Consider the following 24,397-nt stretch of genomic DNA (forward strand, 5'->3'; position numbering starts at 1 on the left):
TGGTTCACCCCGTGACGTTCTGACGGGCGCCGATGCGCGACAGCCACGGCGCGAAGCGGTAGATCCGGTATCCCACCTTCGCCTCCACGGTCACCGGCACCACCGCCTTGTTGTGCTCGATGGCAGCGACGATCTCACCGGCGACCCGGTCCGGGGTGAATCCCCGGCGCTGGTAGAACCGGTCGAGCCGATCGCGGCGGGCCTGTTCGGCCTCGGCGTCGAGGCCGGCGATCGGCGTCGAGGAGACGATGTTGGTGTCGACGAGTCCGGGACAGATCGCGCTGACGCCGATGCGGTGTTCGGCGAGCTCGGCGCGGAGCGACTCGGAGAAGAGGAGTACGCCCGCCTTCGACGCCGAGTACAGACCGAGGCTGCGTGACGGCGTGAACGCCGCGGCCGACGCGATGTTGACGATGTGCCCGCCGACCCCGCGCTCGACCATCTGCCGGCCGAACTCCCGGCTGCCGGTGACGACGCCGCGCAGGTTGACGTCGAGGAGCCGGTCGACCTGCTCGTCGGTGGCCGCCAACACCCCGCCGGCCAAACCGATTCCGGCGTTGTTGACCACGATGTCGGGGATGCCGTGGGCCTCTCGGACGCGAGCGGCGAAGGTGGCGAACTCGGCGGTGTCCGAGACATCGAGGAGGTAGGCGTGCGCGGCCGACCCCGCGGCCTTGCAGGCGCGGGCGGTCTCGTCGGCGGACGCGAGGTCGAGGTCGGCCAGGACGAGCTCGCACCCGCGTTCGGCCAGTGCCAGGGCCGTCTCGCGTCCGATGCCGCTGCCCGCACCGGTGATCACGACGAGTTTGCCCGCCAGAGGTTTCGGTTCGGTGAAAAGCCGGGCCCGCTCGATGACCGGGGCCGGGGCCCCACTGTTGGTCTGCACCGCAAGGAAATCCAGGACGAGATCGGTCAGATAGTCGGGGTTGGTGTAGGGCAGCCAATGTCCGGTCGGGGTGTCGCGGCGCCAGAGTTTCGCGACGTACGTCGGCGTGATGTCGTAGATGGCCGGCCGCAGCGCGATGTCGCGTTCGTTGACCACCTGGAGCACCGGCACCGTGGTGGTCCGCGGATCGGGGCGCAGGAGTTTGGCGCGGATGTTCGCGCGGTACAGGGCGAGGCCGCTCACCATGTCGCGGCGCAACGAGTCGGCGACGTCGACGTTCTCCGGTGGCGTGCCCTCGACCGCGCGCAGGAACTGTTTCCACACCGCCGGATTGCCCATCGCGCGCAACAACACGTTGGGGAGCACCGGAAGCTGGAACAGCCCTGTGTAAGCCGACGACATCGACTGCGCGAGCACATTGCGCAGGTGTCGAGGGGTGGGGCTGGCGACCTGATCGCGGACGAACTGACCGAGGTGGTCGAGGTTGGGGCCGGACACCGAGACGAATGAGGCGATGCGGGCGTTGGCGCGCGGGCGGCTGACGGCCTCCCATGTCTGCACCGATCCCCAGTCGTGTGCCACCACGTGTACGGCGTCGTCGGGACTCACCGACTCCGCGACCGCGTACAGGTCGTCGGCGAGCTCGTCGAGGCGGTAGGCGGCGACCTGCCGGGGGCGGTCGCTCTCGCCGAAGCCGCGGCAGTCATAGGCGACCACGTGATACTGCTCCGCCAGCCGCGGCGCGATGTGGGTCCACAGGTGGTGGGTGTCCGGCCAGCCGTGCACCAGCAGCACCGTCGGTTTCGACGGATCGCCCAGCTCGTAGGTGGCCAGCCGGATCCCGTTGTTGCTGACGGTCCCCGGACGCCACTCGGGTCGTCGAATCGCCTGTTGAGCCATCTGTCACCTCGTTGTGTGTGCCCCGCCGATGGAGGTACACGTTACCAACGGTTACACAAATGTCCAGACCCCGGAAAAGCAGTGAGGGCCCGGTCGGATGACCGGGCCCTCACCAGGGACTTCTCGCGGAACTCCGCGGGATCACTGTCGATACGACGACAGGAAGTTTCCGATACGCTCGACAGCCTCTTTCAGATCGCGCGACCACGGCAGCGTGACGATGCGGAAGTGGTTGTGGTCGTCGAGGTTGAACCCGGTGCCCTGCACCACCAGGATCTTCTCCTGCAGCAGCAGGTCCTGGACGAACAGTTCGTCGTTGTGGATCTCGTAGATCTCGGGATCGAGGCGGGGGAAGGCGTACAGCGCGCCCTTGGGCTTGACGCAGCTGACCCCGGGGATCTCGTTCAGCTTCTCCCAGGTCACGTTCCGCTGTTCGTACAACCGGCCACCGGGGGAGACGAGGGCCTCGATGGACTGGTAACCGCCGAGGGCCACCTGGATCGCGTGCTGGCCCGGCACGTTGGCGCACAGGCGCGTCGACGCCAGGATGCCCATGCCCTCGATGAACCCGCGCGCGTGGTCCTTCGGCCCGGTCATCACGACCCATCCGGCTCGGTAGCCGCAGACGCGGTACGCCTTCGACAGACCGTTGAAGGTGAGGCACAACAGATCCGGCGCCAGCGATGCCACGTTCACGTGCTCGGCGTCGTCGTAGATGATCTTGTCGTAGATCTCGTCGGCGAGGATCAGCAGCGAATGCTCACGGGCGAGTTCGACGAGCTGCTCGAGGACCTCCCGTGAGTAGACCGCGCCGGTCGGATTGTTCGGGTTGATGATGACGATCGCCTTGGTGCGGTCGGTGATCTTCGCGGCGATGTCGGCAACGTCGGGGTTCCACCCGTTCTCCTCGTCGCAGCGGTAGTGCACGGGCTGCCCGCCGGACAGCGAGGTCATCGCGGTCCACAGCGGGTAGTCGGGCGCCGGGATCAGGACCTCGTCGCCGTCGTTCAGGAGGGCCTGCATCGTCATCGTGATGAGCTCGGAGACGCCGTTGCCCAGGATGACGTCGTCGACGTCGAAGTACGGGAAGTCGGGGATGAGCTCGTAGCGGGTCACCACGGCACGACGCGCGGACAGGACACCGGCCGACTCGGAGTAGCCCTGCGCGTAGGGGAGGGCGTGGATCATGTCGCGCATGATCACGTCGGGGGCCTCGAAACCGAACAGCGCCGGGTTGCCGATGTTCAGCTTGAGGATTCGATGGCCCTCCGCCTCGAGCCGCTGCGCGTGCGCGTGGACGGGACCGCGGATCTCGTAGCACACGTTCTGCAGCTTGAGCGACTGCTCGAGCGGCTTGAGGTTCTGGTTGAGGTGCGAAACATGGGGCCTACTCACGGGTACATTGTCGCAGCCGGTGGCAAATGCGTTTCTGGCGCGTGCCGAAGCTGAGGTCACCCGAAACGAGAGATGTCGTCTTTCGTGGCGATGGGCGCCACGAAAGACGACATCTGTCTGCCTTGCTGAGAGTTCTACTTGTGGCCGGGCCGCTTCTTGCCGGCCGCGATGCCGAAGCCCTTGGCCTTCGACGCCCCGGTCTCGGCGACCGTGCGAGCAGCGGACGAACCGTTGCTCGACGCCGCAGGCGCCGCCTCTGTGTCGGCGTCGTCTGCGTCGCCCGGGCTCTCGACCTCGGCCGTCTCCGCGTCGTCGGCCTCTGTTACCGGAGCCTCGGCGGCCGGGGCCTCGTTCACAGCCGCTTCGGTCGCTGCGGCCTCGGCTGGTGCCTCCTCGGCCTGCGGGGCCTCGGGTTCTGGCTCAGCCGATTCCGGAGTCGGAGCAGCTGCCGGTGCGGCCTTGCTCGCGCCGCCCGGTCGCTTCTTGCCCGCGGCCATGCCGAAGCCCTTGGCCTTGGCCGGCTTCTCCTCGGTCAGCACGGCGGCCGAGCCGCCCTGCGGCGCCTCGGCGGCTGGAGTCTCAGCAGCCGGAGCCTCGGCAGCGGGTGCCTCGGCGGTCTCGGCAGGTGCGACGTCCGTCTCGGGAGCGGGGGCGGGGGCGTCCGCAGCCTCGGCAGGTGCCGCAGCCGGCTTGGCCGCGGCCTTGCCGATACCGCCGGGCCGCTTCTTGCCCGCGGACATCCCGAAGCCCTTGGCCTTGCCAGGCTTCTCTTCCGTTGCCGCAGCGACAGGTGATTCCGTCGCCGATCCCGCGGTAGCCGACTCCGCTGTCGTCGTTCCCGCTGTCGCCGAAGCCGATTCCGTGTCCACGGTGGGGGCGGCGTCCGGGGCCGATTCGCTTTCGTCGACCTTGCTCTCGGCGGGCGCGGTCACCCCGGCGGCGGGGGCCGCCGCGTTGGTGGTCTTCTGACCCGGGCGCTTGGCCTTGCCCATGCCGAAGCCCTTGGATGCGGGCTTCTTCTCGGCCTGCGGCGTCTCGGTGGTGGCCTCGGCGACCTCCTCCTTGACCGCCTCGGACGACTCGGCCTCGGCCGGCACCGGCTCGGCGGTACCACCGGCGGGCTTGCTCGCGGCACCGGGACGCTTGGCGCCGCCCTTCATGCCGAAGCCCTTGGCTGCGGGCTTCTTCTCGGCGGGTGCCTCGGCTGCGGTCTCGGCGGTTGCCGGCTCCGGGGCGGCCGACGCCGCTGCGGCACCGGGCTTCTTGCCGCCCTTCATGCCGAAGCCCTTCGATGCCGGCTTCTTCTCGGCGGGTGCCTTCTCGGCGGGTGCTTCCGGTGCCGCGGTCTTGGCCGCCGCGCCCGGCTTCTTGCCGCCCTTCATGCCCAGGCCGACCTTCGGCTTCGGCGCGGCCTCGGTGGTCGCGGCCGACGCAGTCGCCGCCGCGGGCACCTTCTCGGGCTCGGGTTCCGGCTCCGGCTCGGCGAGGGTGGGACGCGGTCCGAGGAACCGGCCGCCGAGCTTGACCTCGGTCCGGTCGCGCTTCACCGACTCGAGCAACAACTGCGCGACGTCGACGACCTCGACCTTGCCCTCGGACTCGGTACCGCTCGTCCGGGCGGTCACACCGTCGGTGAGCATGACGCGGCAGAACGGACAGCCGGTCGCGACCTTCTTGACCTGATCGCCGGTGGTGTCGCCGAGGGTGTCCAGCGCCTCGTCGACCCGGTCGATGTTGATCCGCTTGCCGATCTGCTCTTCCATCCACATGCGGGCACCGCCGGCACCACAGCACATGGACCGTTCGCCGTGTCGCGGCATCTCGGTGAGCGTCGAACCGGCCGCACCCATCAACTCACGCGGGGCGTCGTAGACCTTGTTGTGGCGGCCCAGGTAGCACGGGTCGTGGTAGGTGACACCCTCGCCGAGCGGTGCGACCGGAACGAGTCGCTTCTCGCGCACGAGACGATTCAGCAGCTGCGTGTGGTGGACGACCTCGTACTTCGCGCCCAGCTGCGGGTACTCGTTGCCCAGTGCGTTGAAGCAGTGCGCACAGGTGACGACGACCTTCTTGCGCTGCTCGGGCGCGGTCGCGAAGACCTCGCCGAGCATCTCGATGTTCTGCTGCGCGAGCATCTGGAAGAGGAACTCGTTGCCGGCACGTCGTGCGGAGTCACCGGTACAGGTCTCGCCCTCGCCGAGGACCATGAAGTTCACCGCGGCCATGTCGAGGAGCTCGGCGACGGCTTTGGTGGTCTTCTTCGCGCGGTCCTCGTAGGCACCGGCACAGCCGACCCAGAACAGATACTCGAAGCCCTCGAACGACTCGACGTCCTTGCCGAAGACCGGGATCTCGATGTCCATCTCGTCGATCCAGGCGGTGCGCGCGGAGGCGTTCTGGCCCCACGGGTTGCCCTTGTTCTCGAGGTTCTTGAACATGCCGGCCAGCTCGGTCGGGAAGTCCGACTCGATCAGGACCTGGTAGCGGCGCATGTCGAGGATGTGGTCGACGTGCTCGATGTCGACCGGGCACTGCTCGACGCAGGCACCGCAGGTGGTGCAGCTCCACAGGGTCTCGGTGTCGATGACGGCACCGAGCGCCTCGGGATCGAACTCACCCTCCACGGCTTCGACGACCTGACCGCCGCCGAGATCGCCCTTGGACTCGCCGACGAGCTTGCGGGCCGCCTCGGCACGCGCCGATTCCGGGATCGCGTTGAGTTTGTCCTCGAGGACGTTGCCGTCGGCATCGACGAGGCCGACCTCGTCGCCGCCCATGTCCTTGCGGCCACCGGCGAGCAGGTACGGGGCCTTGGCGTTGCCGTGGTCGCGCAGCGACATGATGAGCAGCTTCGGGCTCAGCGGCTTGCCGGTGTTCCACGCCGGACACTGCGACTGGCAGCGGCCACACTCGGTACACGTGGTGAAGTCGAGCCATCCCTTCCACGAGAAGTCCTCGATCTTGCCGGCGCCGAACGCGTCGACATCGGGATCGGCGGTCTCCATGTCGAGGACCTTGCCCTGGCTCATCATCGGCTTCGCGGCACCGAGGGCGACGCCGCCGTCCTGCTCGCGCTTGAAGTAGATGTTGAAGAAGGCCGAGAAACGGTGCCAGGCAACGCCCCAGCTGATGTTCATGCCGACCATGGCCAGCCAGACCATGCCGCTCATCAGCTTGATCACGGCGAAGATCGACACCAGCGTCGGCGAGGCCGGGAGAATCTTCGCGACCTGCATGGTGAAGAAATCGGAGTAGGCGTTCGCGTGACCGTAGGTCGCGATCTTCGACGCCTTGACCAGGATCATGCCGAGGCCTTCGAGCAGCACGATGGCCTCGACGAAGTAGGCCGGTCCGAAGCGCGAACCACCGAAGCGCGACAGCCGCTCGGGGACGCGCGGGTGGTTGAGCTGGCGGATCACGATCAGCACGATGATGCCGACGACGGTGGCGATGCCGAGCAGCTCGTCCCAGAGGTGCCACGCGAAGGTGTCACCGAAGACGGGCCACTGGAACTCCGGGTTGATGGACTGTCCGTAGGCCTCGAACCACAGCAGGAATCCACCGAGGAAGCCGACCATCACGAGCCAGTGCGCCCAGCCGACGGTGCGGAACTTGACCATCCGCGTGTGGACGATGAATTCCTTCATCATCGTCAGGAAGCGCGGGAGGATGGGCCAGAAGCGGGAGCTGTCGACCTTGTGCCCGAGCTTGATGGTGCGGAAGATCCGCACCATGCCACCGAGGAACAGGTACCAGCAGAGGAGGCTGATCACCGCGGCTGTCGTGCCGATGGCAATCGTCGTGGTAGTCACGGGCGCGTACCGGCCTTTCGTCTAGGTCGTCCGCCCCCGGTCGCGGAACGCGAGGCTGGGTACCACGGGGCGGTGTACTACAGGTAACCGTAATTCGTTGCGCCACCGGCGCGCTGCCAAGGCTGGCCTAATTACGCTGGTCTACCTCATATCAGATGATACTCGCGAGTAACTTACTGTCGAGTCAGGGTGTCCGAGGCCACGTCCGGGCCGCGGGTGCCCGGAGACGTCACCGGGTTCGCGCGACCTTCTCGAGTTCCTCGAGCGCCGTATCGAGGTGCGTGAGCAGGCGTTGCAGGCTCGGGAGCTGGGCCCGGGCGCCGATCAGCCCGAAGTTGATGTGCTCGGCGGTGCTGGTCACCGTGATGTTGAGCGCGAGACCCTGCGTCGGGATGGAGACCGGGTACACCCCGTCGAGGCGGGCGCCGTTCCAGTACAGGTGCTTCGACGGCCCGGGGACGTTGCTGATGATGATGTTGAACTGCGGGGGGACGTACTGGACGAAGCCGGGCACGGTCGCGAAGGCGAGCGGCGCGAAATTCGCCGCTCCCAGCGCGAGCGCCTGCAGCGGACGAAGGCCCCGGACCACCGACTTGCTGTGGCGCGCCGACTCGACGAGTTTGTCCAGGCGGCGTTCGGGATCCGGCTCATCGGTCGCGAGACTCACCAGGATGGCGGTCACCGCGTTGCCGTCGTCATCGCCGTCGGTGTGCATCGACACCGGCACCGCCGCGATGAGCGGGGCGTCGGGCAACGCGTCCTGGTCGATGAGGTACGACCGCAGGGCCCCCGAACACATGGCGACGATCACGTCGTTGAGGGTGATGTTCCGGGCATCGGCCACTGCGCGCAGACGGTCGATCTCCCACTGCTGCGAGGCGAATCGGCGGGCGCTCCCGATCGCGACGTCGAGAATCGTGCGCGGGGCCCGTCCCAGTGGGGCGACGAACTCCGGGTCGCGGAGGCCGGCCACCGCGACCTTCGCGGCCGCGGGCCCGAGGCCGGCGACCTGGCCTGCCACGTTCGCCAGGCCGGACACCCGGCTGCGCAGACTCGGCGAGGGGCGCGGGGGTCGACGCTCGACCAGCGCCGGGTCCCAGGGTGCAGTACCCGACCGGTCGTCGGGGTCGTCGGACAAGGTCCGCTGGAGCAGGCGCAACGCGGAGACGCCGTCGACGACGGAGTGGTGGATCTTGCTGTAGAGCGCCACCCGGCCGTCGTCGAGACCCTCGATGACGTGGATCTCCCACATCGGTCGGAACCGGTCCATCAGGGCCCCGTGGTTGAGGGAGACGTATCGCAGCAGCTCGCGGACGCGGCCGGGGCGGGGGAGCACGGTCCGCCGGACGTGGTAGTCGAAGTCGATCTCGTCGTCGAAGGACCACGCCACGTTGCCCAGCAGGGTCACCGGTACTGCCGGCCGTTTGCGGAAGGTCGGATGGACTTCGGTGCAGCCGCAGAACGCTTCGATGATCTCTTCGGCGAGTTCGCTCGACGACTGGCCCTCGCGCGGTACGAACAGTTGGAGTCCGCCCACGTGCATGGGCTGCTCCCGCGTCTCGGCGAGGAGGAACATCGACGAGGTGACCGGCATGTACGGCATCGCACCATCACTTTCACACCACGAAATGGATGCGCGCACAGGCTGAGCGCGACCGAGGTCCTCTCAGTATCACGGGGCGACCGCCGGGTCCGGGCTCGAACGGGCATGTTGGTGGTCGGTCCCCTACGTTGTAGGGGTGAGGTCAGGTGCTCGTCTCGTCGTACCGGTGCTGCTGGTGCTGGTCGAACTGTGGATCACCCTGGCCGCCACGTGGATGTACTTCTCGTCGGTGGGCAGGATCGACGACGCGACGGCACCCGCTCGCCCGTCCACGCTGCTGGTGCTGGGTTCCCTCGTCCACGACGACGGGTCGCCCGGCGACTACGTGCGAGGGCGGCTCGACACGGCGCGGGAGCTGTACCGGACCGGGGGAGTCGCCCGGATCATCAACTCGGGCAACGGTTCCGACGAGGCTGGGAACGAACCAGCGGTGATGCGACGCTATCTCGAGGAACGCGGTGTCAACCCGCGGGTGATCGCCGACGACCCGGCCGGCCTCGACACCGCGGCGAGCTGCCGGCGCGCCCGGGAGGTGTTCGGCGTCGACGAGGTGGTCATCGTGACGCAGGGTTTCCACCTGCGCCGGGCCATCGCGTTGTGCCGGGACCAGGGCGTCGACGCGCGCGGTGTCGCTGCTCGATGTGACTGCCCCGCTTGGACTCTCGTCCGCAACCACATTCGCGAGACGGTCTTCGCCGGGCCGCGTGCTCTGCTGACCGCGGTGGGCTGAGGGCAAGCCGGCCGCCCAGGCGGTCACCGGACTACGACCGTTTTGTCCGACCTTGCGCCAGTATCGGTTAGGCTTACCTGGCTTGGTCGGGGGTGAAGGTTCATTGGTGTCCCGAGAACAGAGGAGTATCGGCAAGTGCACACAAGACGATGGGTTCGACGAGTGGTCGCCACCGCTGGGGCGGCGATCATGGCCGCCGGGTTGCTCGCGGCCTGCACAGGAAGCGATTCGTCGAACGACGACGAGGCGCTCGTGCTCTACTCGGGACGTTCGGAGTCTCTGGTGGGTCCGCTGGTGGAACGAATCCACGCGACGGTTCCGGTGACGGCGGCGTACGACAAGAAGGCCGCGCAGATCCTGGAGGAGGGCGACGGTAGCCCGGCCGACCTCTTCTTCGCGCAAGATGCCGGCGAGCTCGGCGCTCTTGCCGAGGCCGGACTCCTCGAACCCCTCCCCGCAGACATCGCCGAGAACGTCCCCGAGGCCTACCGGTCTGAGACCGGCACCTGGGTGTCCACGTCGGCGCGCTCTCGTGTGTTGATCTTCGATCCGGCGCAGGTGGATCCGGCCACCCTCCCGGCGGGCATCGACGGACTTCTCGCGCCCGAGATGCGTGGCAAGGTCGGTTACGCCCCCACGAATGCCTCGTTCAAGTCCTTCGTGACTGCGCTCCGACTCACTCGCGGCGACGATGGCGCTCGCGCTTGGCTCACCGCCTTCCTTGCCAACGACCCCAAGTCGTTCGAGGGCAACGGGCCCATCGTGGAGGGCGTGAACACCGGACAACTCGCAGCGGGACTCACCAACCACTACTACTGGGTCCAGGAGGTGCAGGAGAAGGGAATCGAGAACGTTCCCGGGCGACTGCACTTCTTCTCCGACGGCGATCCGGGCGCGCTCGTGAACGTGGGTGCGATCGGTGTCCTCAAGACCGCGTCCGACAAGGAGCAGGCCTTCGAATTCGTCCGACAGTTGCTGACGCCGGAGACCCAGACCTACTTCGCCACCGAGGTGGGCGAGTACCCGGTGGTCGGGAACGAGCCGCTCCCGGTCGAGGGACTGCCGACGCTGGAGCAGCTGTCACCGCCGCAGATCGCCCTCGACGAACTGGCCGATGTCGTCGGCACAGATGAGTTGCTGCGCGAGGTCGGCGCTGTCTGACCTGTTGGTCAACACCAGGATTCGTCCCGGCCGTCATCTCCGGCCGGGGCGAATGCTGTTGTGCACGATCAGCGTCTGCATCGCCCTGTTGTTGATCACGCCCGCGGTCTATCTCGTCGTTCGGGTCGCCGACATCGGGATCGATCAGGCGACCGCGCTTCTGTTCCGCCCGCGCACCGGTCAACTTCTCTGGCGCACGGTTCAGCTCGCAGCGATCGTCACGTGCGCGTCGATCATCATCGGGGTCGTGCTGGCGTGGTGTGTGTCCCGCGGGGTGGGGCGCGGGCGCGCATTCGTCATCGCGTTACTCGCGGCGCCGCTCGCGATCCCCTCGTACGTATCGGGCTTTGTGTGGACCCGTCTGTTCCCGGGATTCGAGGGCCTGGGGGCGGCTGCACTCGTCTTGACCCTGGCCTGTTATCCCCTGGTCATGCTGCCGACGGTGGCGCTGCTTTCCGGTACCGGCCGCACTGATGAGGATGCCGCCCGCACTCTGGGCTGTGGTCCGCTCGAAGCCTTTGTGCGCGTGACTCTCCCGCGTGTTCGCACGGGGGTCGTTGCGGGTGGACTGCTGGTTGCGCTGTACGCGATCAGCGATTTCGGTGGACCCGCGATCGTCCGCTTCGAGCCGTTCACCGTGGGGATCTACAACGCCTACAACGGAACCCTGGACCGTTCGGTCGCCGCACTCTACGGTGTGGTTCTCGCACTCGTCGCGGTGGCGCTCGCCGTCGTCGAACGGCGAGCACGACGCCACGTCGATCCAAGTGCCACCCCGTCGCGGTCGAGGGTCTCGAAGAACCGGCCGGTGGCCTGGGGTCTCGTCACAGCCACCGTCGCGGTGGGCGTCTGCCTTCCGATCGTCGGGCTGTTACGCGAGATCAGCGAGTCCCGCCGGCTCGGATTCGACAGCGTCGGCGAACTGCTGGCCTGGGTGGGTCCGTACGCCCGGACCACGACGTTGCTCTCGGTACAGGCGGCCATCGTCATCGCCCTTCTCGCATTGCCGTTGGCATTCTTCATATCTCGTCCGCGTAGCAGGACCGGGGACACTGTCGAGGCCGTGTCCTACCTCGGTTATACGTTGCCGGGTGTGACCGTTGCGCTCTCGATGGTCTTCTTGGGCACCCGCGTCGTCCCGGACCTCTACCTCACCGCCACGATGCTCATCGCCACCTATGCGGTCCTGTTCCTGCCGGTCTGTCTGGGTCCGATCCGATCCGGTGTCGACTCCATCCCGTGTGCGGTGTCCGAGGTCTCGCGCACTCTCGGTGCGGGACCGCTGACGACCGCGGTGCGTGTGCAACTCCCGTTGGTGATGCCGGCGATCATGGCCGGCTCCGCTCTCGCGTTCTTGTCGGTTGCCAAGGAACTACCCGCCACCTTGATGCTTGCCCCGATCGGAACACGAACTCTCGCAACGGATATGTGGAGTCTGAACAACGACTTGAGTTACGGTCGCGCAGCCGTCCTCGGGTTGGTTCTGATCGTCGTCTCGTCGCTACCCACCGCGGCGCTGTCCGCACTGTTCGGAAGGGCACGCCACGCATGAGGAACGCGGTTCGTGTAGACGACGTCTCGGTCGTGTACGGCAGCACGACCGTTCTCGACGGCGTGTCCTTTCACGTTCCCGCCGGGTCGATCACGGCGGTCATCGGTCCATCGGGCTGCGGTAAGACGACCCTGTTGCGCGCGATCGCGGGTCTCGAGCCGATCCGAGCGGGTCGCATCGAGATCGACGGTGTCGAGGTCGCCTCGGCCGGCTCTGCCCGAACCCGCCCGGTGGGGGTTCGACCCGAACGTCGGAGGTTCGGGTTGGTGCCACAAGAGGGGGCGCTGTTCGACAATCTGACCGTCGCGGGCAACGTCGGGTTCGGACTCGGTCCCTGGTGGAGACGTATGCCCGGCCGGGCGGCCCGGATTGCTGAGTTGCTCGACGTGGTCGGGCTGGAGGAGTTCGGCGATCGACGGCCCGATTCGCTGTCCGGCGGTCAGCGCCAACGGGTGGCACTGGCCCGCGCGCTCGCACCCCGACCAGCTGTCATCGGGCTGGACGAACCGTTTTCGGCACTTGATGCCCAGCTGAGGACGCAGCTGCGCGAGCATGTCCGGGCCACGATCCTGGCGGAGGGTTCGAGTGGGCTGTTGGTCACTCACGACCGTGAGGAGGCGATGGCGATGGCCGACCACGTCGTGGTGTTGATGGCGGGTTGCGTGCGCCAGGTCGGGACACCCGAGGAGATCTACCTCGAGCCCGTCGACGCGGAGGTCGCGCGCATGTTCGGGGAGATGACGGATCTGCCGGGCGAAGCCGACGACGGCGAGGTCTCGTGCGCGGCAGGACGGTTACGCATTCGCCGGCCGGGCCACGGGGCAGGAGTGGTGATGCTGCGGCCCGGGGACCTGGAGATCGTATCCGGCGTCGCGAATGTCGGTTGCGCAGAGGTGCTCGCGGTACGACCTCGCGGTGACCACGTGGACGTCCGAGTATCGGTGCCTCCGGTCGAATCCGGCTGCCCCGCGGTCGAGTTGACCGTTCGGGCCGAGCCGGGATGGCATCGTCCGGCCGGCACCGTCGTCGAGTACCGGCAACGACGGCCGGTGCACTTTCGCGAGCGGCACTGAGGTGGCGTGCCGTCCGCTCACCACCAACCCAGCGACCGCTGTAGATCGGCTTCGACGGCAGGGATGAGGCTGCGGACGAAGGTCGCCGACAAGTGGTGGAAGTCGTGCCACACCAGGATGTTCCCGACGACCGCGGGGCAGTACTCGTCGTCGCACATGGCGTCGGTGTAGTCGAGGAAGCTCATGTTGGGGAACTCGCCGGCGAGCGCGGCGGCGGGGTCGGCCGGCGCCATCGCCTGTGCTCGGGGCACGCCGCACACCTCGGGTTTGCGTCCGCTGGCGAGACACTCCGGCGGCTTGAGTTGTCCGGTCGCCCAGGGGTTGTCGCGGACCGCGACGACCCGCTGCCCGCGGTCGCGGAACTCGGCGAAGATCTCTTCGTAGTCCTTGGGGACGTAGTCGCCGTCGCCCGACTCGACGGGCCGGGTGCTGTTGGTGAACACGACATCCGGCTTGTCGACGGCGAGCCGCTCCATGACGCGACGCGACCAGTCGTTGCACTGGTAGTACTTCTGGCCGAACCACGTGAACACGTGCTCGGTCGTGAGGGCGCACCCGACCTTGAGGTAGGTGGTCACGCGGAAGTCGTGGCGCTTGCCGATGGCGTCGAGCGCGGTGATCCACTGTTCCGCATGCGAACCGCCGACCAGCGCGATGGTTCGGGTGGCGTTCACGTTGCCGTAGTACCCGACCTTGATGGACGGGTCCTTCCAGCCGCTGATGATCGAGTCGTAGGAGGTGATCGGCCAGTCCATGTCGACGACTTGGGGACTCGGTTGTGCGGTCACGTTCGGTACCGGAGCGCCGTCGAGGAATGCCCGCGCACCCGGGTACAGCCGTGGGTCGAGGTTCTGGGTGTCGAGGGTGGCGTTGGCGGCGTCGCGCTGCCAGGTCACCGCGGCGGCGCCGGCTGCGACGCTGATGACGACCAGTACCGCGACGAGGGCGCGCCGGTAGCCTCTGGTCTTCTCGAACGGCGGCCGCGCGACCACGCCATCGGCATCGGGCGGCACCGGGGACTGCTTCCGCTTCGCCGACCCGGCACGCAGCGGCGCCTCGACGTACTTCGTGGTCAGCCAGGCGAGCAGCACGGACACGGCCAGGATGGCGGTGCCCTCGAACCACGAGACATCGTCCTGATAGCGCCACGCCAGGTAGAAGATGAGCAGCGGCCAGTGCCACAGATACAGCGCGTAGGCGATCGAGCCCAGCCACACCAGCCGGGGATGGGCGAGACCGCGGCTCACCCCGGATCGGATCGAGGTCTGGCCGGACGCCGTCTTCTGATCGACGGGGGCCTGATCGATGGGGGCGGTCTGGGACGAGCCGACCCAGATGAGGATCAGCGTCGCTCCCACGGGGACGAGCGCCCACGCCGCGGGGTATTCCTGGACGCCGGCGATCCACCAGCCACACGTCACGATAAGGCCCAGGGCCACGAGTCCCAGTAGGTCACGCACCCGCTGCGACAGCGCGATCCGCGGCATCCACACCGCGAGGAGTCCGCCCACGAGCGGTTCCCACAGACGGGCCACGGTGTCGTAGTAGGTGAAGGGCTGGTTGATCCCGTGGCGGTAGTTGGCCCACGCGAAGGAGCCCAGTGCGACGACGCCGAGCGCGATCCCGACGACTCCACGGACCACCTTGGGGTCGGCGAAGAATGCGGATCGCCGGCCGAGGGCACGCAGCACCGCGCCCAGTGCCAGCGCGCAGACGAGGGTGAGGACGAAGAACTGGCCCTGCATCGACATGGACCAGAGATGCTGCATCGGGCTGTTCGCGGAGTCGGCGGCCGCGTAGTCCTGCGACTCGAACGCGAGGTGCCAGTTCTGGTAGTACAGGGCACTGGCCTGCAGTTCGGCCCCGAGCGGTCCCCAACGCGTCGTCGGCATGATCAGCGCGATCAGTCCGGCGGTGACCGCGAGGACCAGCAGCAGAGCGGGCAGCAACCGGCGCAGGAGCCGGGAGAATCGCGGCCACGGATTGATCGCCGCGCCCCAGGAACTCGTCGTGGGCTGGGTCGCCAGGACGTGCTTGAGCAGAGACGCGACGAAGAAGTAACCGGACAGGGTCAGGAAGACGTCGACGCCGCCGGACACCCGGCCGAACCAGACATGGAAGATCGCGACCAGCGCGATCGCGATGCCGCGCAGCCCGTCGAGGTCCAGCCGGTACCCGGACGTGTTGCCGGTCGCGGCGTCCTCGTTCGGGGTTGCGACGGGTGTCGCATCGGTCAGGGGCGTACGCACAGAGGGCGATGGTACTTGCCCGCACCTGAGGGAAGCCTGGCACGAGCGGGGTGTCGTCGGACCTCACAGCAGACTCGTGGATTCACCTGCTGCGTCGGAGTCCGCGACTGTGTCGGCGAGGCGTCGTAACATCCCCGCATGCTGCTCTTGTCGATGGGCGTCTCGGTGGACGGCTTCATCTCCGACCGCGACGGCAACTTCAACTGGTCGGTCCCCTCTGACGATCTGTTCGCCTTCCACACCGAACGGGTCGGCGAACTCGGTGCCTTCGTGTGCGGGCGACGGCTCTACGAGACGATGCTGGTCTGGGAGACCGACCCGCGGATGCGTGAGAACGACGCGGATGCCGCGTTCGCCGACATCTGGTCGGCGCTGCCCAAGGTGGTCTTCAGCCGCACCCTCACGTCGGTCGAGGGCAACGCGCGGTTGGCGCAGGGATCGCTGGCCGACGAGCTCACCGCGGTGCTGGACTCGACCGACGGTGACGTGGAGATCGGCGGCGCCGACTTGGCCCGGCAGGCAATCGAACTCGGATTCGTCGACGAGTTCCGCATCTTCCGCTACCCGGTCATCGTCGGTGGCGGTACCCCGTTGCTGCCGCCGGTCGCCGACACGATCCGGCTGTCGCTCGCCGAGACCCGGACCTACGGCGGACAGGTGATCTACGAGCGGTACCGCCGGGTTCGCGACGACGCGTAGCGTCCCCACCCGAGCCGGCGCCGACGCGCCGATTCGTTCTCGGTGCGTCTAACCCTTCAGCCACACCGATCGCCCCGGCACGCTGTCGAGCAGTCATTCCACGCCGACAACCAGGGGAGATCCATTCATGACAGCACGACGATCGGTCGCGATCATCGGGGCCGGGCTGGCCGGGACCAGCGCCGCCCTCGGCTTCCTCGACGCCGGGTTCGACGTCACGCTATACAGCGACCGGGACCGCGAGTCGTTGCGCGACAAGGTGCCGCCGACCGGTGTCGGTGTCCTGTTCGGCAAGTCCCGCGAGTGGGATGCCGAGATCATCGAGGACCTGTACGAGGTCAGCAACACCACCGGCATCAGCGCCCGGTTGTACTCCGGCAGCGGCGACGAGCGCGCCGCGGTTCTCGAGTTCAACCCGGACTACGGCTACGTCGCACAGGCTGTCGACCTGCGCCTGCGTGCCGACGACCGCCTGGCCCGGTTCCTGGACCGCGGTGGACGATTCGAGGTGGGGCAGATCGGCCTCGACCGTCTCGACGCGATCGCCGCCGACGCCGACATCACCCTCGTCGCCACCGGCAAGGGCGGACTGTCGACGCTGTTCCCGGTCGACGAGTCACGCACGCATTACCGGGAACCGCAGCGTCGTCTGCTGCAGGTCACCCTGACCGGCGTCGACCACGGCCCGGAGTCCTTCGCCTACCGCAGCAGCGCGGGCGGCGAGCACTCGCTGTTCAACCTCGATGCCCAGAACGGGGAGATCTTCGTCGGACCGTTCCTGCACAAAGATGCCGGGCCGACGTGGTCGTTCATCGTCTTCGCCAAGCCCGACGGAGCGTGGGCGGCCCGGCTCGACGACGTCCACGACGCGGTGTCCGCCCGGCAGACGATCTCCGGCATCTTCGCGGAGTACTTCCCGGAGGACGCACCGGTCATCGACCAGCTCGAGGTCATCGAGTCCGATCCGGTCTCGTGGCTCAAGGGCGCGGTCACCCCGACTGTCCGGCAGGCTGTCGCGACCACCGCGGGTGGACATCCGGTCGCGGCGATCGGTGACACCGCGATCGCCGTCGACCCGGTCGCGGGCCAGGGGGCAGCCAACACGCTGTTCCAGGTCGCCGAACTCGTCAAGGCCGCACGGGACCACGAGGGTGAGTTCACCGCCGAATGGCTGTCGGCGGAATTCGAGAAGCACTGGGAGCGACGCGGACGGGCCGCGGTCGAGGTCACCCGGCTCTACCTGGGCGACCCCGACTACGCGACCCACCTGGAGTTGTCGTTTCCGGCTGCCGCCGTCAGTCCCGCCATCGCGTCGGCCCTGTTCGGTCTCCTCTCCGAACCGAATCCACTGCTCGGTCTGCGGACCCGCGAGGACGTGGAGGGCTTCATCGCCGCGGTGGCCGGAGAGCCGCACGACGAGGTCCTCGCCCGCTTCGCGCCCGCCGGACAATTCAGCAGCGCCACCCCGGAGGCCGTGAGCGCCTGACTCTCGCTCCCTCCGGCGCCATGTGATACGAACAACATCGTCGTTCGAGCCGGTGCCGGAGGGGGCAGATGTGAAGTCGGGGTGGACGTTGGCCGACGCGCCTCCGCAAACCGGACGGGTCGCGGTGGTGACCGGGGCGAACTCGGGGATCGGGCGCGAGATCGCGCTCGGGCTGGCGACTCTGGGCGCTCGCGTCGTGCTGGCGTGCCGCAATCCTCAAACGTCTGCGGAGGCCCGCGACGACATCGTCACGAAGGTCCCGGGCGCCGAGGTGGAGATCGTCGATCTCGATCTGGCGAGTCTGGATTCCGTGCGATCCGCGGCCGAGGAGATCCGACGCCGGCACGCGACCGTCGATCTGCTGGTGAACAATGCCGGCGTCATGCGGGCGCGGCACGAACTCACCCCGGACGGGTTCGAGATGGACTTCGGGACCAACTATCTCGGTCATTACGCACTCACCGGCCGGCTGATGGATCTGATCCTGGCAGCCGACGCCGGGCGGGTGGTCACCGTCGGCAGTCACGCGCACCGAGCCGGGAACATCGACTTCACGGACCTCCCGATGGACCGTGCGTTCACCAGCGCCGGTGCCTACTCGCGGGCGAAGCTCGCCCAGATGCTGTTCGCCCTCGAACTCGATCGTCGGATGAGAAGCGCGGAGGCGCCGGCGATCTCGCTCGCCGCGCACCCGGGCGGAACCCGCACCGGCGTGATGCGCGAGCAGAGCCGGTTCCTGCAGTGGGCCTATCACGCGTCCTCGCTGCGATGGCTCACCGACCGTTTCATCATGGACCCGCCCGACGGGGCGTTGTCGGTCCTCCGCGCCGGCACCGACCCGAAGGCGCAGGGCGGCGAATACTACGGTCCGGTGGGCGGTTTCGGGCTCGCCGGCCCTCCGGTGCTGGTTGAGCCGTCGGCGAAGGCGAAGGACCGCGACGTCGCGGCGCGGTTGTGGGACATCGGTGCCGAACTCACCGGGGTGACGATCGACCTCGGCTGACCTCTCGTCAGATCGCGAACCGCCCGGCGAACGACCGCAGCGGGAGGTCGGCGCTCGTCACGATGCCCGGCGCGGCCGCGACGACCGACGTGATCGAGTTGAGGGCCGGGAGTCCGGTGACGGTCATGCCGATGGATGCGAAGTTCTCCGGCTTGCTGAGGTCGAAGCCCTTACGCGGGAAGATCATGTGCTTGGAGTAGATGTTCGGGTCGCCGGTCACCTGGGTGATGTAGCAGGCCTGGATGTTCCACGACGGATCGGTGTGCGGTGTCATCTGCCATTCGAGGTGGGATTCGACGCGCGCCACACCGTCGACCATGCCCTGGTACTTGATGTAGCTGCCGCCCAGCGAACCCTCCGGGAGCTGATACCAGCCGAGGTCGACGTCCTTGGTGCAGGCGCCCAGTTCGTAGGAGAACGCCACCTCGTCGAGTTCGAGGTCGAAGGCGTCGGCCATCAGGTAGACGGAGTCCGCGAACACCGCGGTGTACTTGTACAGCGAGTCGGGGATGCTCGGATCGTCCACGGGCAAGCCGTAACCCACCGCCTTCCAGGTGTCCACGGAGTGGTGGCAGGAGACGTCGACGGACTCGATGACCTTCACGTTCTCGATGTCGGCCACATCGGCGGTGTGCACGATGCCGAGGATCTGCGCCAGACCGGGGTTCATGCCGGTGCCGTAGAAGGTCGCGCCGCCGCGCTCGCAGGCCTCGGCGATCACCTCGCTGACCTTGCGTCCGGAGTGGTGCGGGTGATTGGTATCGCGATGGAATCCGGTGATCCAGTCCGCCGTGGTCACGACGTTGATCCCGGCCTCGAGAACCTGGACGTAGAGGTCCTCGTCGGGGAAGACGCCGTGGAAGGTGAGGACATCCGGACGGGCGGCGATGATCTCCTCGACCGTGCCGGTGGCCGTCACCCCGATCGGGTCGAGCCCGACGATCTCACCGGCGTCGCGGCCGATCTTGTCTGGCGTATAACAATGCAGCCCAACCAGTTCGAGGTCGGGATGCGACTGGATGCGCCCGATCATCTCGGTGCCCAGATTGCCGGTGGCGACCTGGAAGACCCGGATTCGTTCGGTGGTGGTCATGACAGATCCTCTCGGGCTGAACGTATGTCAGGACTGCGTGGCGGCGCGTAGCGCCTCGAGCTCGGAACGGCGGATGCGGACGAAGTCATCGCCTTGTGGCAGCACCGCTCCGCTCGACGACGACGGATCGGCATCGTCGGGGCCGCCGTCGGGGTAGAACTGCCGCGCCCACTTGCGAAGTGCGGTGAAGCCCTCGAACTCCCTGCGGGACAACGCGGGCGGGTCGGAGTAGCGCTGGTGCGCCCAGATGTCGATGTCGGCGGCGAACTGCTCGATGACGAGGTCGGCCATGACGGTGCCGTAGCGGGTGATCTCGCCGGTCTCCTCGCCCGGTTTGCGGCCGATCCACACGGTGAACCGGACGTCGGAGGTGTGCTCGTCGACCGGGGTGACCGCCGGCATGGTGCGATTGTCGACCATGCCCCAGCTCTTGGTCACCGAACACCCGAGCCCGGCGTTGATGGATTCGACTCCACTGGTGGCGTTCTCGAGTGTCGCGCCGTCCTCGAATGCGATGGTGAAGTCGACGTGGGACACCGGACCGGCGAAGTCGTGCCGGGTGAATTCCGGCATGAACGGGGTCTTGTGGACGAACTTGAAGTGGGCGAAGTCGACGCCGTTCTCCATGATGTACTGCGGGTGGATCTCGAGTCCCGGCCGGAAGAGGGTGGCCGCGGGCACCGGCGGGTAGTAGTCGGCGGCGGTGCGATCGTCGTCGAAGTCGCCGAAGATGTCGGGAACGTCGAAATGCGGTGGACGACCCTCGATGTCGTGCCAGATCCAGATGGCCTCGTTGCGCTCGACGACCGGATAGCTGCGGATTCGTCGCCCACGATTGGGATGTTTCTCGTACGGGATGCAGACGTTGCGCCCCTCGCGATTCCACTCCCAGCCGTGGAACGGGCAGACCAAGTTCTCGCCCTCGACATGGCCGCCGTGGCCGAGGTGGGCGCCGAGATGTTCGCAATAGGCGTCGAACACCGAGACCCGGCCCGACCGCGACCGCCAGGCGACCATCTCGCGCCCGAAGTACTTCATCGTGTGGACCGCCCCGACCGGGATCTCCGAGCACCAGGCGACCTGGAACCAACCGGTGGGTGTCATCGACAGCGGCGTTCTCGCCATGCGGCAACCGTAGGTCCCGCGCGACGAGAATGCAAGAGGGGTCTATGAAAAAGGCCGTGCCTGGTCAGCTGGCGGTTTCGGCGAGCTCCGGACTCGGTGACGCGGATTGCATGACCCGATGGATCTCGGCCGTGAAGTCCTCGGCGGCCTCGATGTTCGACGCGTGACCGGTGTCGAGGACGACCAGGCGATCGAGGTAGCCGCGAATCGACAGGGCATGCGCGATGCGCTGGGTCATCGCGTGCGGGAGAAGGAGGTCGTGCCGACCGCCGATGACCGTGGTCGGCACGGTGATGGCGTCGGCGCCGGCGGGTCCCATCGCCAACTGGAGAAGGGCCACGGCGGACTTCGCGCGGGAGCTGGGCGAGCACGAGCGGGTCATCGCGAGAACGAAAGCGGCGTGATCGACGGTCGCCGATCGGCCGTTCAGGATGCGATGCCGGATGACGCTCCGCGTGAACCGATCTCCCGGGAACGGAACCGGTATGGACAGCGCCATCTGGAGCAGCCACAGCGGCGCCTTGATCGGGCCGTTGACGAGTGGCAGCACCCGGCTCTCGGTGGCGACCCCGCCCCAGGTGGTGTTGGCGAGAATCATTGCGGTGGCTCGCGACTCGGCCTGATCACGATGCCGGTGGGCCCAGGCCTGCAGGGTGATGCCGCCCATGCTGTGCCCGACGAACACGGCTGTGGCTGCTTCGGGGAGTGTCTGGGAGACAACGGTGTACAGGTCATCCGCCAAGACGTCGGTGTCGAACGCGCGACGGCCCCAGGAGCTCTCGCCGTGGCCGCGCTGGTCGTAGGCGACGACGTGGTAACGCTCGGCCAGCGCATTGATCTGTGGATTCCAGTACTCGACACAGCACGACCAACCATGCACGAGAACGAGTACGGGAGCGTCCGCCGGTCCGTGGTGGACGACGCGCAACCGCGCGCCGTCGTCGGTCACCGCCCATGAGGTCCGTTCGGGTTCGCGGCTGTTGAACAGCGTGTCCACGTAGACGCGGTTGCGGAGTCGGCGACGCGCCTCGGCCGGCAGCAGGCCGGACAGGGCGTGGCGGGCGGCTCCGATGCCGGTCGCTGCATTCATGTCGTCCCCCTCGGACCGCCGGTGACGTGTGTCACATCGGCTGCACAATGATACAAACTCGTACTGTCTGTATCTACCGCTTCGGGTAACGGTTTGTGCCAAATGTCGGGTTGTGTCCGAACGGGCCGGCTGCCTGGTCGGACGATGGTCGTCCGCACTTCGTCGCGATCGACCCGACGGACGGGTAGCCGAGCGAACGATCGCCAAACATCGCGCCGGTCAGCGCATCGCCGCGACGTCGTGACCGCGGTCGGCAGCGGCTACGATCGGCAGCCATGGTTCCCGGCGAATCCCGCGCCTCCGACGTCCGCGCCGCGGACGACGGGTCCCCCAACGGTGCTACGGGCAGCGTCACCCGGAGGGTGAACAGGCGCGGCCAGGCGACGCGCGAGGCGATGCTCGACGCCGCGCTCGCCTCGTTGGCCACCGGCGACCCCGCCTCCGTGTCGGGCAACCGGATCGCCAAGGACATCGGCGCGACGTGGGGCGCGGTCAAGTACCAGTTCGACGACATCGACGGCCTGTGGGCGGCGGTGCTTCATCGGACCGCGGAACATCGTGGCGACCTCCCGATGAGTGTGAAACCCGATGCGCCACTGGCAGAGCGGGTTGCGGCCATCGTCGACCTCATGTACGACGGACTGACCGCGCCCGAATCCCGCGCGATCGAGACCCTGCGGGCGGCCCTGCCGCGCGATCCGGACGAGTTGCGTCGGATGTTTCCCAAGACCGCCGCCGAGTTCGCGTCGTGGGGGCCGTCGTGGATCGATTCGTGCCAGCGTGCATTCGCCGACCTCGACGTCGATCCGGAGCGGGTGCGCGAGGTCGCGGCGTTCCTGCCCGGGGCCATGCGAGGCCTGGTGTCGGAGAAGCAACTCGGCACCTTCCAGGACCAGCAGCTGGCCCGACGTGGCCTGGCGAAGGCCATCGTCGCGCTGCTCGCGGGCTGAGGAACCGCCCCGACGGGTCAAACTCCGCGCTCGGGGGGCATCGCCGACCAGTGGATTGCGCATGACCGGTGCCGGTTTCGCTCGCTGTCCCGCGGGCTATTCCACGAGGCGGCCTGGCGGACGCGGGCGGCCGTCGAGAGGCCGACGCTACCGACGACAACGTGCTCGCGCCACGTGTGCGCGGCGGCGACGTCGAGATGCCACGCGCCTTCGACCATTTCGATCTCACCGTCTCGCTCCGAGCCGCGCCCTGACATCCCGGGTCACGCAGGGTTGACGAGAGCCTGTCCTGGGTATGAACAGCGCACCGATCAGCGGTTGACGTCGGACGCCCGGACGCCGAGACAAGGACAGGGCGGTCCACGGACCGCGATGCCCAATGGTGGGTTTCGGTGCGGCACGATAGGAGACGACCGATGGGGTCTCACTGCAGGACGACGCGCGATCACGACGAGATCCGAGAGTGGGCGACCACCCACCGGGGTGTGCCCGCCCGCGTTCGCGACATCCGGAGCGTCGGCGGAACAGGAATGCTCCGCATCGACTTCGACGGTGCGGTCGACGGCGACCTCGAGCACATCACCTGGGACGAGTGGTTCCAGAACTTCGAGCGCGCCGAACTGGCTCTCGTCTACGAAGCGGAGAAGTCCGACGCCAGCAGGACCTTCGCGAAAGTCGTGCCTGCGCCGGACTTCTGAGCCGAGCGCCGAGTCGCTCCCCGAGGAGCGCCCGGGTCAGACCCGCCGGGCTGCGTACCGGGCGCCCTCGAGCGTCATGCCGTTGACCGAGTAGAGCACGTGCAGGGCATTCGGGCCGCCAACCGGCGCACCGTCGCAGATGGTGTCGCCGGGGATGCAGTAGCGAACGGTGCGGCTACGGTACGGTGCGGCCACCTTGACCGGGGGAGCGCCGATGTCGTCGATGAAGCGATCCGACGGCGCGCCGTAGAGCACGATCGCGGCGACGTTGCGCGCCATGTTCGCCGGCAGCGGCGGCGGCACGAACCGGTCGTACGCGGCGTACCGGGCGGGCAGGTCCAGCCCGGCATGGACGGCGTAGCCGGCGACGACGGCGCCCTGGGAGTAGCCGCCGAGGACGACCTTGGTGTCCGGGCACTTCGCGGCCAGGTATTTGATGCGGTTCTGGGTGGTGCGGACGCCGTCGGCCACCGTGCGCGCGAACTTCAGCCGGTTGTTGAACCGGTCGCTGGCCGGGTACTTGACGCCGTAGGCGCTGACGGACCTGCCCGGCAGCTGCGAGCGAACGGCCTCGACGAAGGAGATCCCGGTCAGGCCCAGCGGCGGAGAGGTCTCCACGGTTCCGCGCGCGAACACGACCTCGACGTCGGAGCACGACGGTGCGGCCTGCGCCGCGGGCGTGCCGACGGCCACCGCCCCCGTGATCGCCGCGATGACACAAAGGACGGAGACACTCAACCGTTTGATCACCAGGCCAATGGTAGAGATCACGTCGCCCGGGGATAAGGGCCTGATCGTCCCAAAGATTGAGCCGATTCAGGGCCATCCGAGAGACGGTTCGGCACGAACAACCGGGTTGAGCGCATGCGCGATTTGTAGAATTACGGGGTTC

18 protein-coding genes are annotated in these 24,397 nt (G+C 67.8%); 9 read left to right on the top strand and 9 right to left on the bottom strand.

Annotation, left to right across the window (positions count from 1 at the left end; all coding sequences use genetic code 11):
• Nucleotides 1-4: 4 nt before the first annotated feature.
• The 4 genes from KB201_RS16165 to KB201_RS16180 all read right to left on the bottom strand — a co-directional run bounded on the left by KB201_RS16165 (nt 5) and on the right by KB201_RS16180 (nt 8,596).
• A complete protein-coding gene (locus KB201_RS16165; RefSeq protein ID WP_058249639.1) occupies nt 5-1,786 on the bottom strand; it encodes an SDR family oxidoreductase in 1,782 nt (593 codons plus the stop codon).
• 141 nt (nt 1,787-1,927) lie between these two features.
• Nucleotides 1,928-3,181 carry a pyridoxal phosphate-dependent aminotransferase gene (locus KB201_RS16170; RefSeq protein ID WP_058249640.1) on the bottom strand — a complete coding sequence of 418 codons (1,254 nt, stop codon included), beginning with the start codon at nt 3,179-3,181 and terminating at the stop codon, nt 1,928-1,930.
• A 134-nt stretch (nt 3,182-3,315) separates the two neighbouring features.
• The gene (locus KB201_RS16175) at nt 3,316-6,993 is read right to left on the bottom strand and encodes a (Fe-S)-binding protein (RefSeq protein WP_058249641.1); all 3,678 of its coding nucleotides are present in this window, start codon (nt 6,991-6,993) and stop codon (nt 3,316-3,318) included.
• A 229-nt stretch (nt 6,994-7,222) separates the two neighbouring features.
• Entirely contained in the window at nt 7,223-8,596 is a 1,374-nt protein-coding gene (locus KB201_RS16180; protein WP_058249642.1) for a wax ester/triacylglycerol synthase family O-acyltransferase, read from the bottom strand.
• A gap of 214 nt (nt 8,597-8,810) precedes the next feature.
• On the opposite strand from KB201_RS16180, the gene KB201_RS16185 reads away from it, so the two are divergent.
• The 4 genes from KB201_RS16185 (at nt 8,811) to KB201_RS16200 (ending at nt 13,112) form a co-directional block, all read left to right on the top strand.
• The gene (locus tag KB201_RS16185) at nt 8,811-9,326 is read left to right on the top strand and encodes a vancomycin high temperature exclusion protein (RefSeq protein WP_058249929.1); all 516 of its coding nucleotides are present in this window, start codon (nt 8,811-8,813) and stop codon (nt 9,324-9,326) included.
• A gap of 189 nt (nt 9,327-9,515) precedes the next feature.
• The gene (locus KB201_RS16190) at nt 9,516-10,487 is read left to right on the top strand and encodes an extracellular solute-binding protein (RefSeq protein WP_058249930.1); all 972 of its coding nucleotides are present in this window, start codon (nt 9,516-9,518) and stop codon (nt 10,485-10,487) included.
• Nucleotides 10,441-12,039, top strand: coding sequence for an iron ABC transporter permease (locus KB201_RS16195; protein ID WP_226514175.1), 1,599 nt, complete (start codon nt 10,441-10,443; stop codon nt 12,037-12,039). The genes KB201_RS16190 and KB201_RS16195 overlap by 47 nt, the downstream gene beginning before the upstream one ends.
• A complete protein-coding gene (locus KB201_RS16200; RefSeq protein ID WP_159371546.1) occupies nt 12,036-13,112 on the top strand; it encodes an ABC transporter ATP-binding protein in 1,077 nt (358 codons plus the stop codon). The genes KB201_RS16195 and KB201_RS16200 overlap by 4 nt, the downstream gene beginning before the upstream one ends.
• Nucleotides 13,113-13,129: 17 nt before the next feature.
• On the opposite strand, the gene KB201_RS16205 is transcribed toward KB201_RS16200, so the two are convergent.
• Nucleotides 13,130-15,361 (bottom strand): acyltransferase family protein, encoded by a 2,232-nt coding sequence (locus KB201_RS16205; protein WP_159371545.1) that lies wholly within the window; start codon nt 15,359-15,361, stop codon nt 13,130-13,132.
• A gap of 138 nt (nt 15,362-15,499) precedes the next feature.
• Here KB201_RS16205 and KB201_RS16210 point away from each other — a divergent pair, with 138 nt between their 5' ends.
• The 3 genes from KB201_RS16210 to KB201_RS16220 all read left to right on the top strand — a co-directional run bounded on the left by KB201_RS16210 (nt 15,500) and on the right by KB201_RS16220 (nt 18,549).
• Nucleotides 15,500-16,060: a dihydrofolate reductase family protein gene (locus KB201_RS16210; protein ID WP_078114005.1), complete on the top strand. Its 561-nt coding sequence runs from the start codon at nt 15,500-15,502 to the stop codon at nt 16,058-16,060.
• 127 nt (nt 16,061-16,187) lie between these two features.
• Nucleotides 16,188-17,546 carry a styrene monooxygenase/indole monooxygenase family protein gene (locus tag KB201_RS16215; protein WP_211539793.1) on the top strand — a complete coding sequence of 453 codons (1,359 nt, stop codon included), beginning with the start codon at nt 16,188-16,190 and terminating at the stop codon, nt 17,544-17,546.
• Nucleotides 17,547-17,616: 70 nt separating this feature from the next.
• A complete protein-coding gene (locus KB201_RS16220; protein WP_211539795.1) occupies nt 17,617-18,549 on the top strand; it encodes an oxidoreductase in 933 nt (310 codons plus the stop codon).
• A gap of 7 nt (nt 18,550-18,556) precedes the next feature.
• Here KB201_RS16220 and KB201_RS16225 read toward each other — a convergent pair whose 3' ends face one another.
• The 3 genes from KB201_RS16225 to KB201_RS16235 all read right to left on the bottom strand — a co-directional run bounded on the left by KB201_RS16225 (nt 18,557) and on the right by KB201_RS16235 (nt 21,857).
• Nucleotides 18,557-19,642 carry a dihydrodipicolinate reductase gene (locus tag KB201_RS16225; RefSeq protein ID WP_211539797.1) on the bottom strand — a complete coding sequence of 362 codons (1,086 nt, stop codon included), beginning with the start codon at nt 19,640-19,642 and terminating at the stop codon, nt 18,557-18,559.
• Between the two features lie 27 nt (nt 19,643-19,669).
• Nucleotides 19,670-20,767, bottom strand: coding sequence for a Rieske 2Fe-2S domain-containing protein (locus KB201_RS16230; protein ID WP_211539798.1), 1,098 nt, complete (start codon nt 20,765-20,767; stop codon nt 19,670-19,672).
• A 64-nt stretch (nt 20,768-20,831) separates the two neighbouring features.
• Nucleotides 20,832-21,857 carry an alpha/beta fold hydrolase gene (locus tag KB201_RS16235; RefSeq protein WP_165629519.1) on the bottom strand — a complete coding sequence of 342 codons (1,026 nt, stop codon included), beginning with the start codon at nt 21,855-21,857 and terminating at the stop codon, nt 20,832-20,834.
• 275 nt (nt 21,858-22,132) lie between these two features.
• Between KB201_RS16235 and KB201_RS16240 the strand changes: the two genes are divergently transcribed.
• Nucleotides 22,133-22,807 (top strand): TetR/AcrR family transcriptional regulator, encoded by a 675-nt coding sequence (locus KB201_RS16240; protein ID WP_374193943.1) that lies wholly within the window; start codon nt 22,133-22,135, stop codon nt 22,805-22,807.
• A gap of 416 nt (nt 22,808-23,223) precedes the next feature.
• Complete coding sequence (locus KB201_RS16245) at nt 23,224-23,505, top strand: hypothetical protein (protein WP_065632445.1); 282 nt, start codon at nt 23,224-23,226, stop codon at nt 23,503-23,505.
• 36 nt (nt 23,506-23,541) lie between these two features.
• On the opposite strand, the gene KB201_RS16250 is transcribed toward KB201_RS16245, so the two are convergent.
• Nucleotides 23,542-24,264, bottom strand: coding sequence for a cutinase family protein (locus KB201_RS16250; RefSeq protein WP_165630780.1), 723 nt, complete (start codon nt 24,262-24,264; stop codon nt 23,542-23,544).
• Nucleotides 24,265-24,397 lie beyond the last annotated feature (133 nt).

It is taken from the genome of Gordonia sp. SCSIO 19800 (assembly GCF_018132775.1).
Taxonomy (GTDB): Bacteria; Actinomycetota; Actinomycetes; order Mycobacteriales; family Mycobacteriaceae; genus Gordonia; species Gordonia hongkongensis.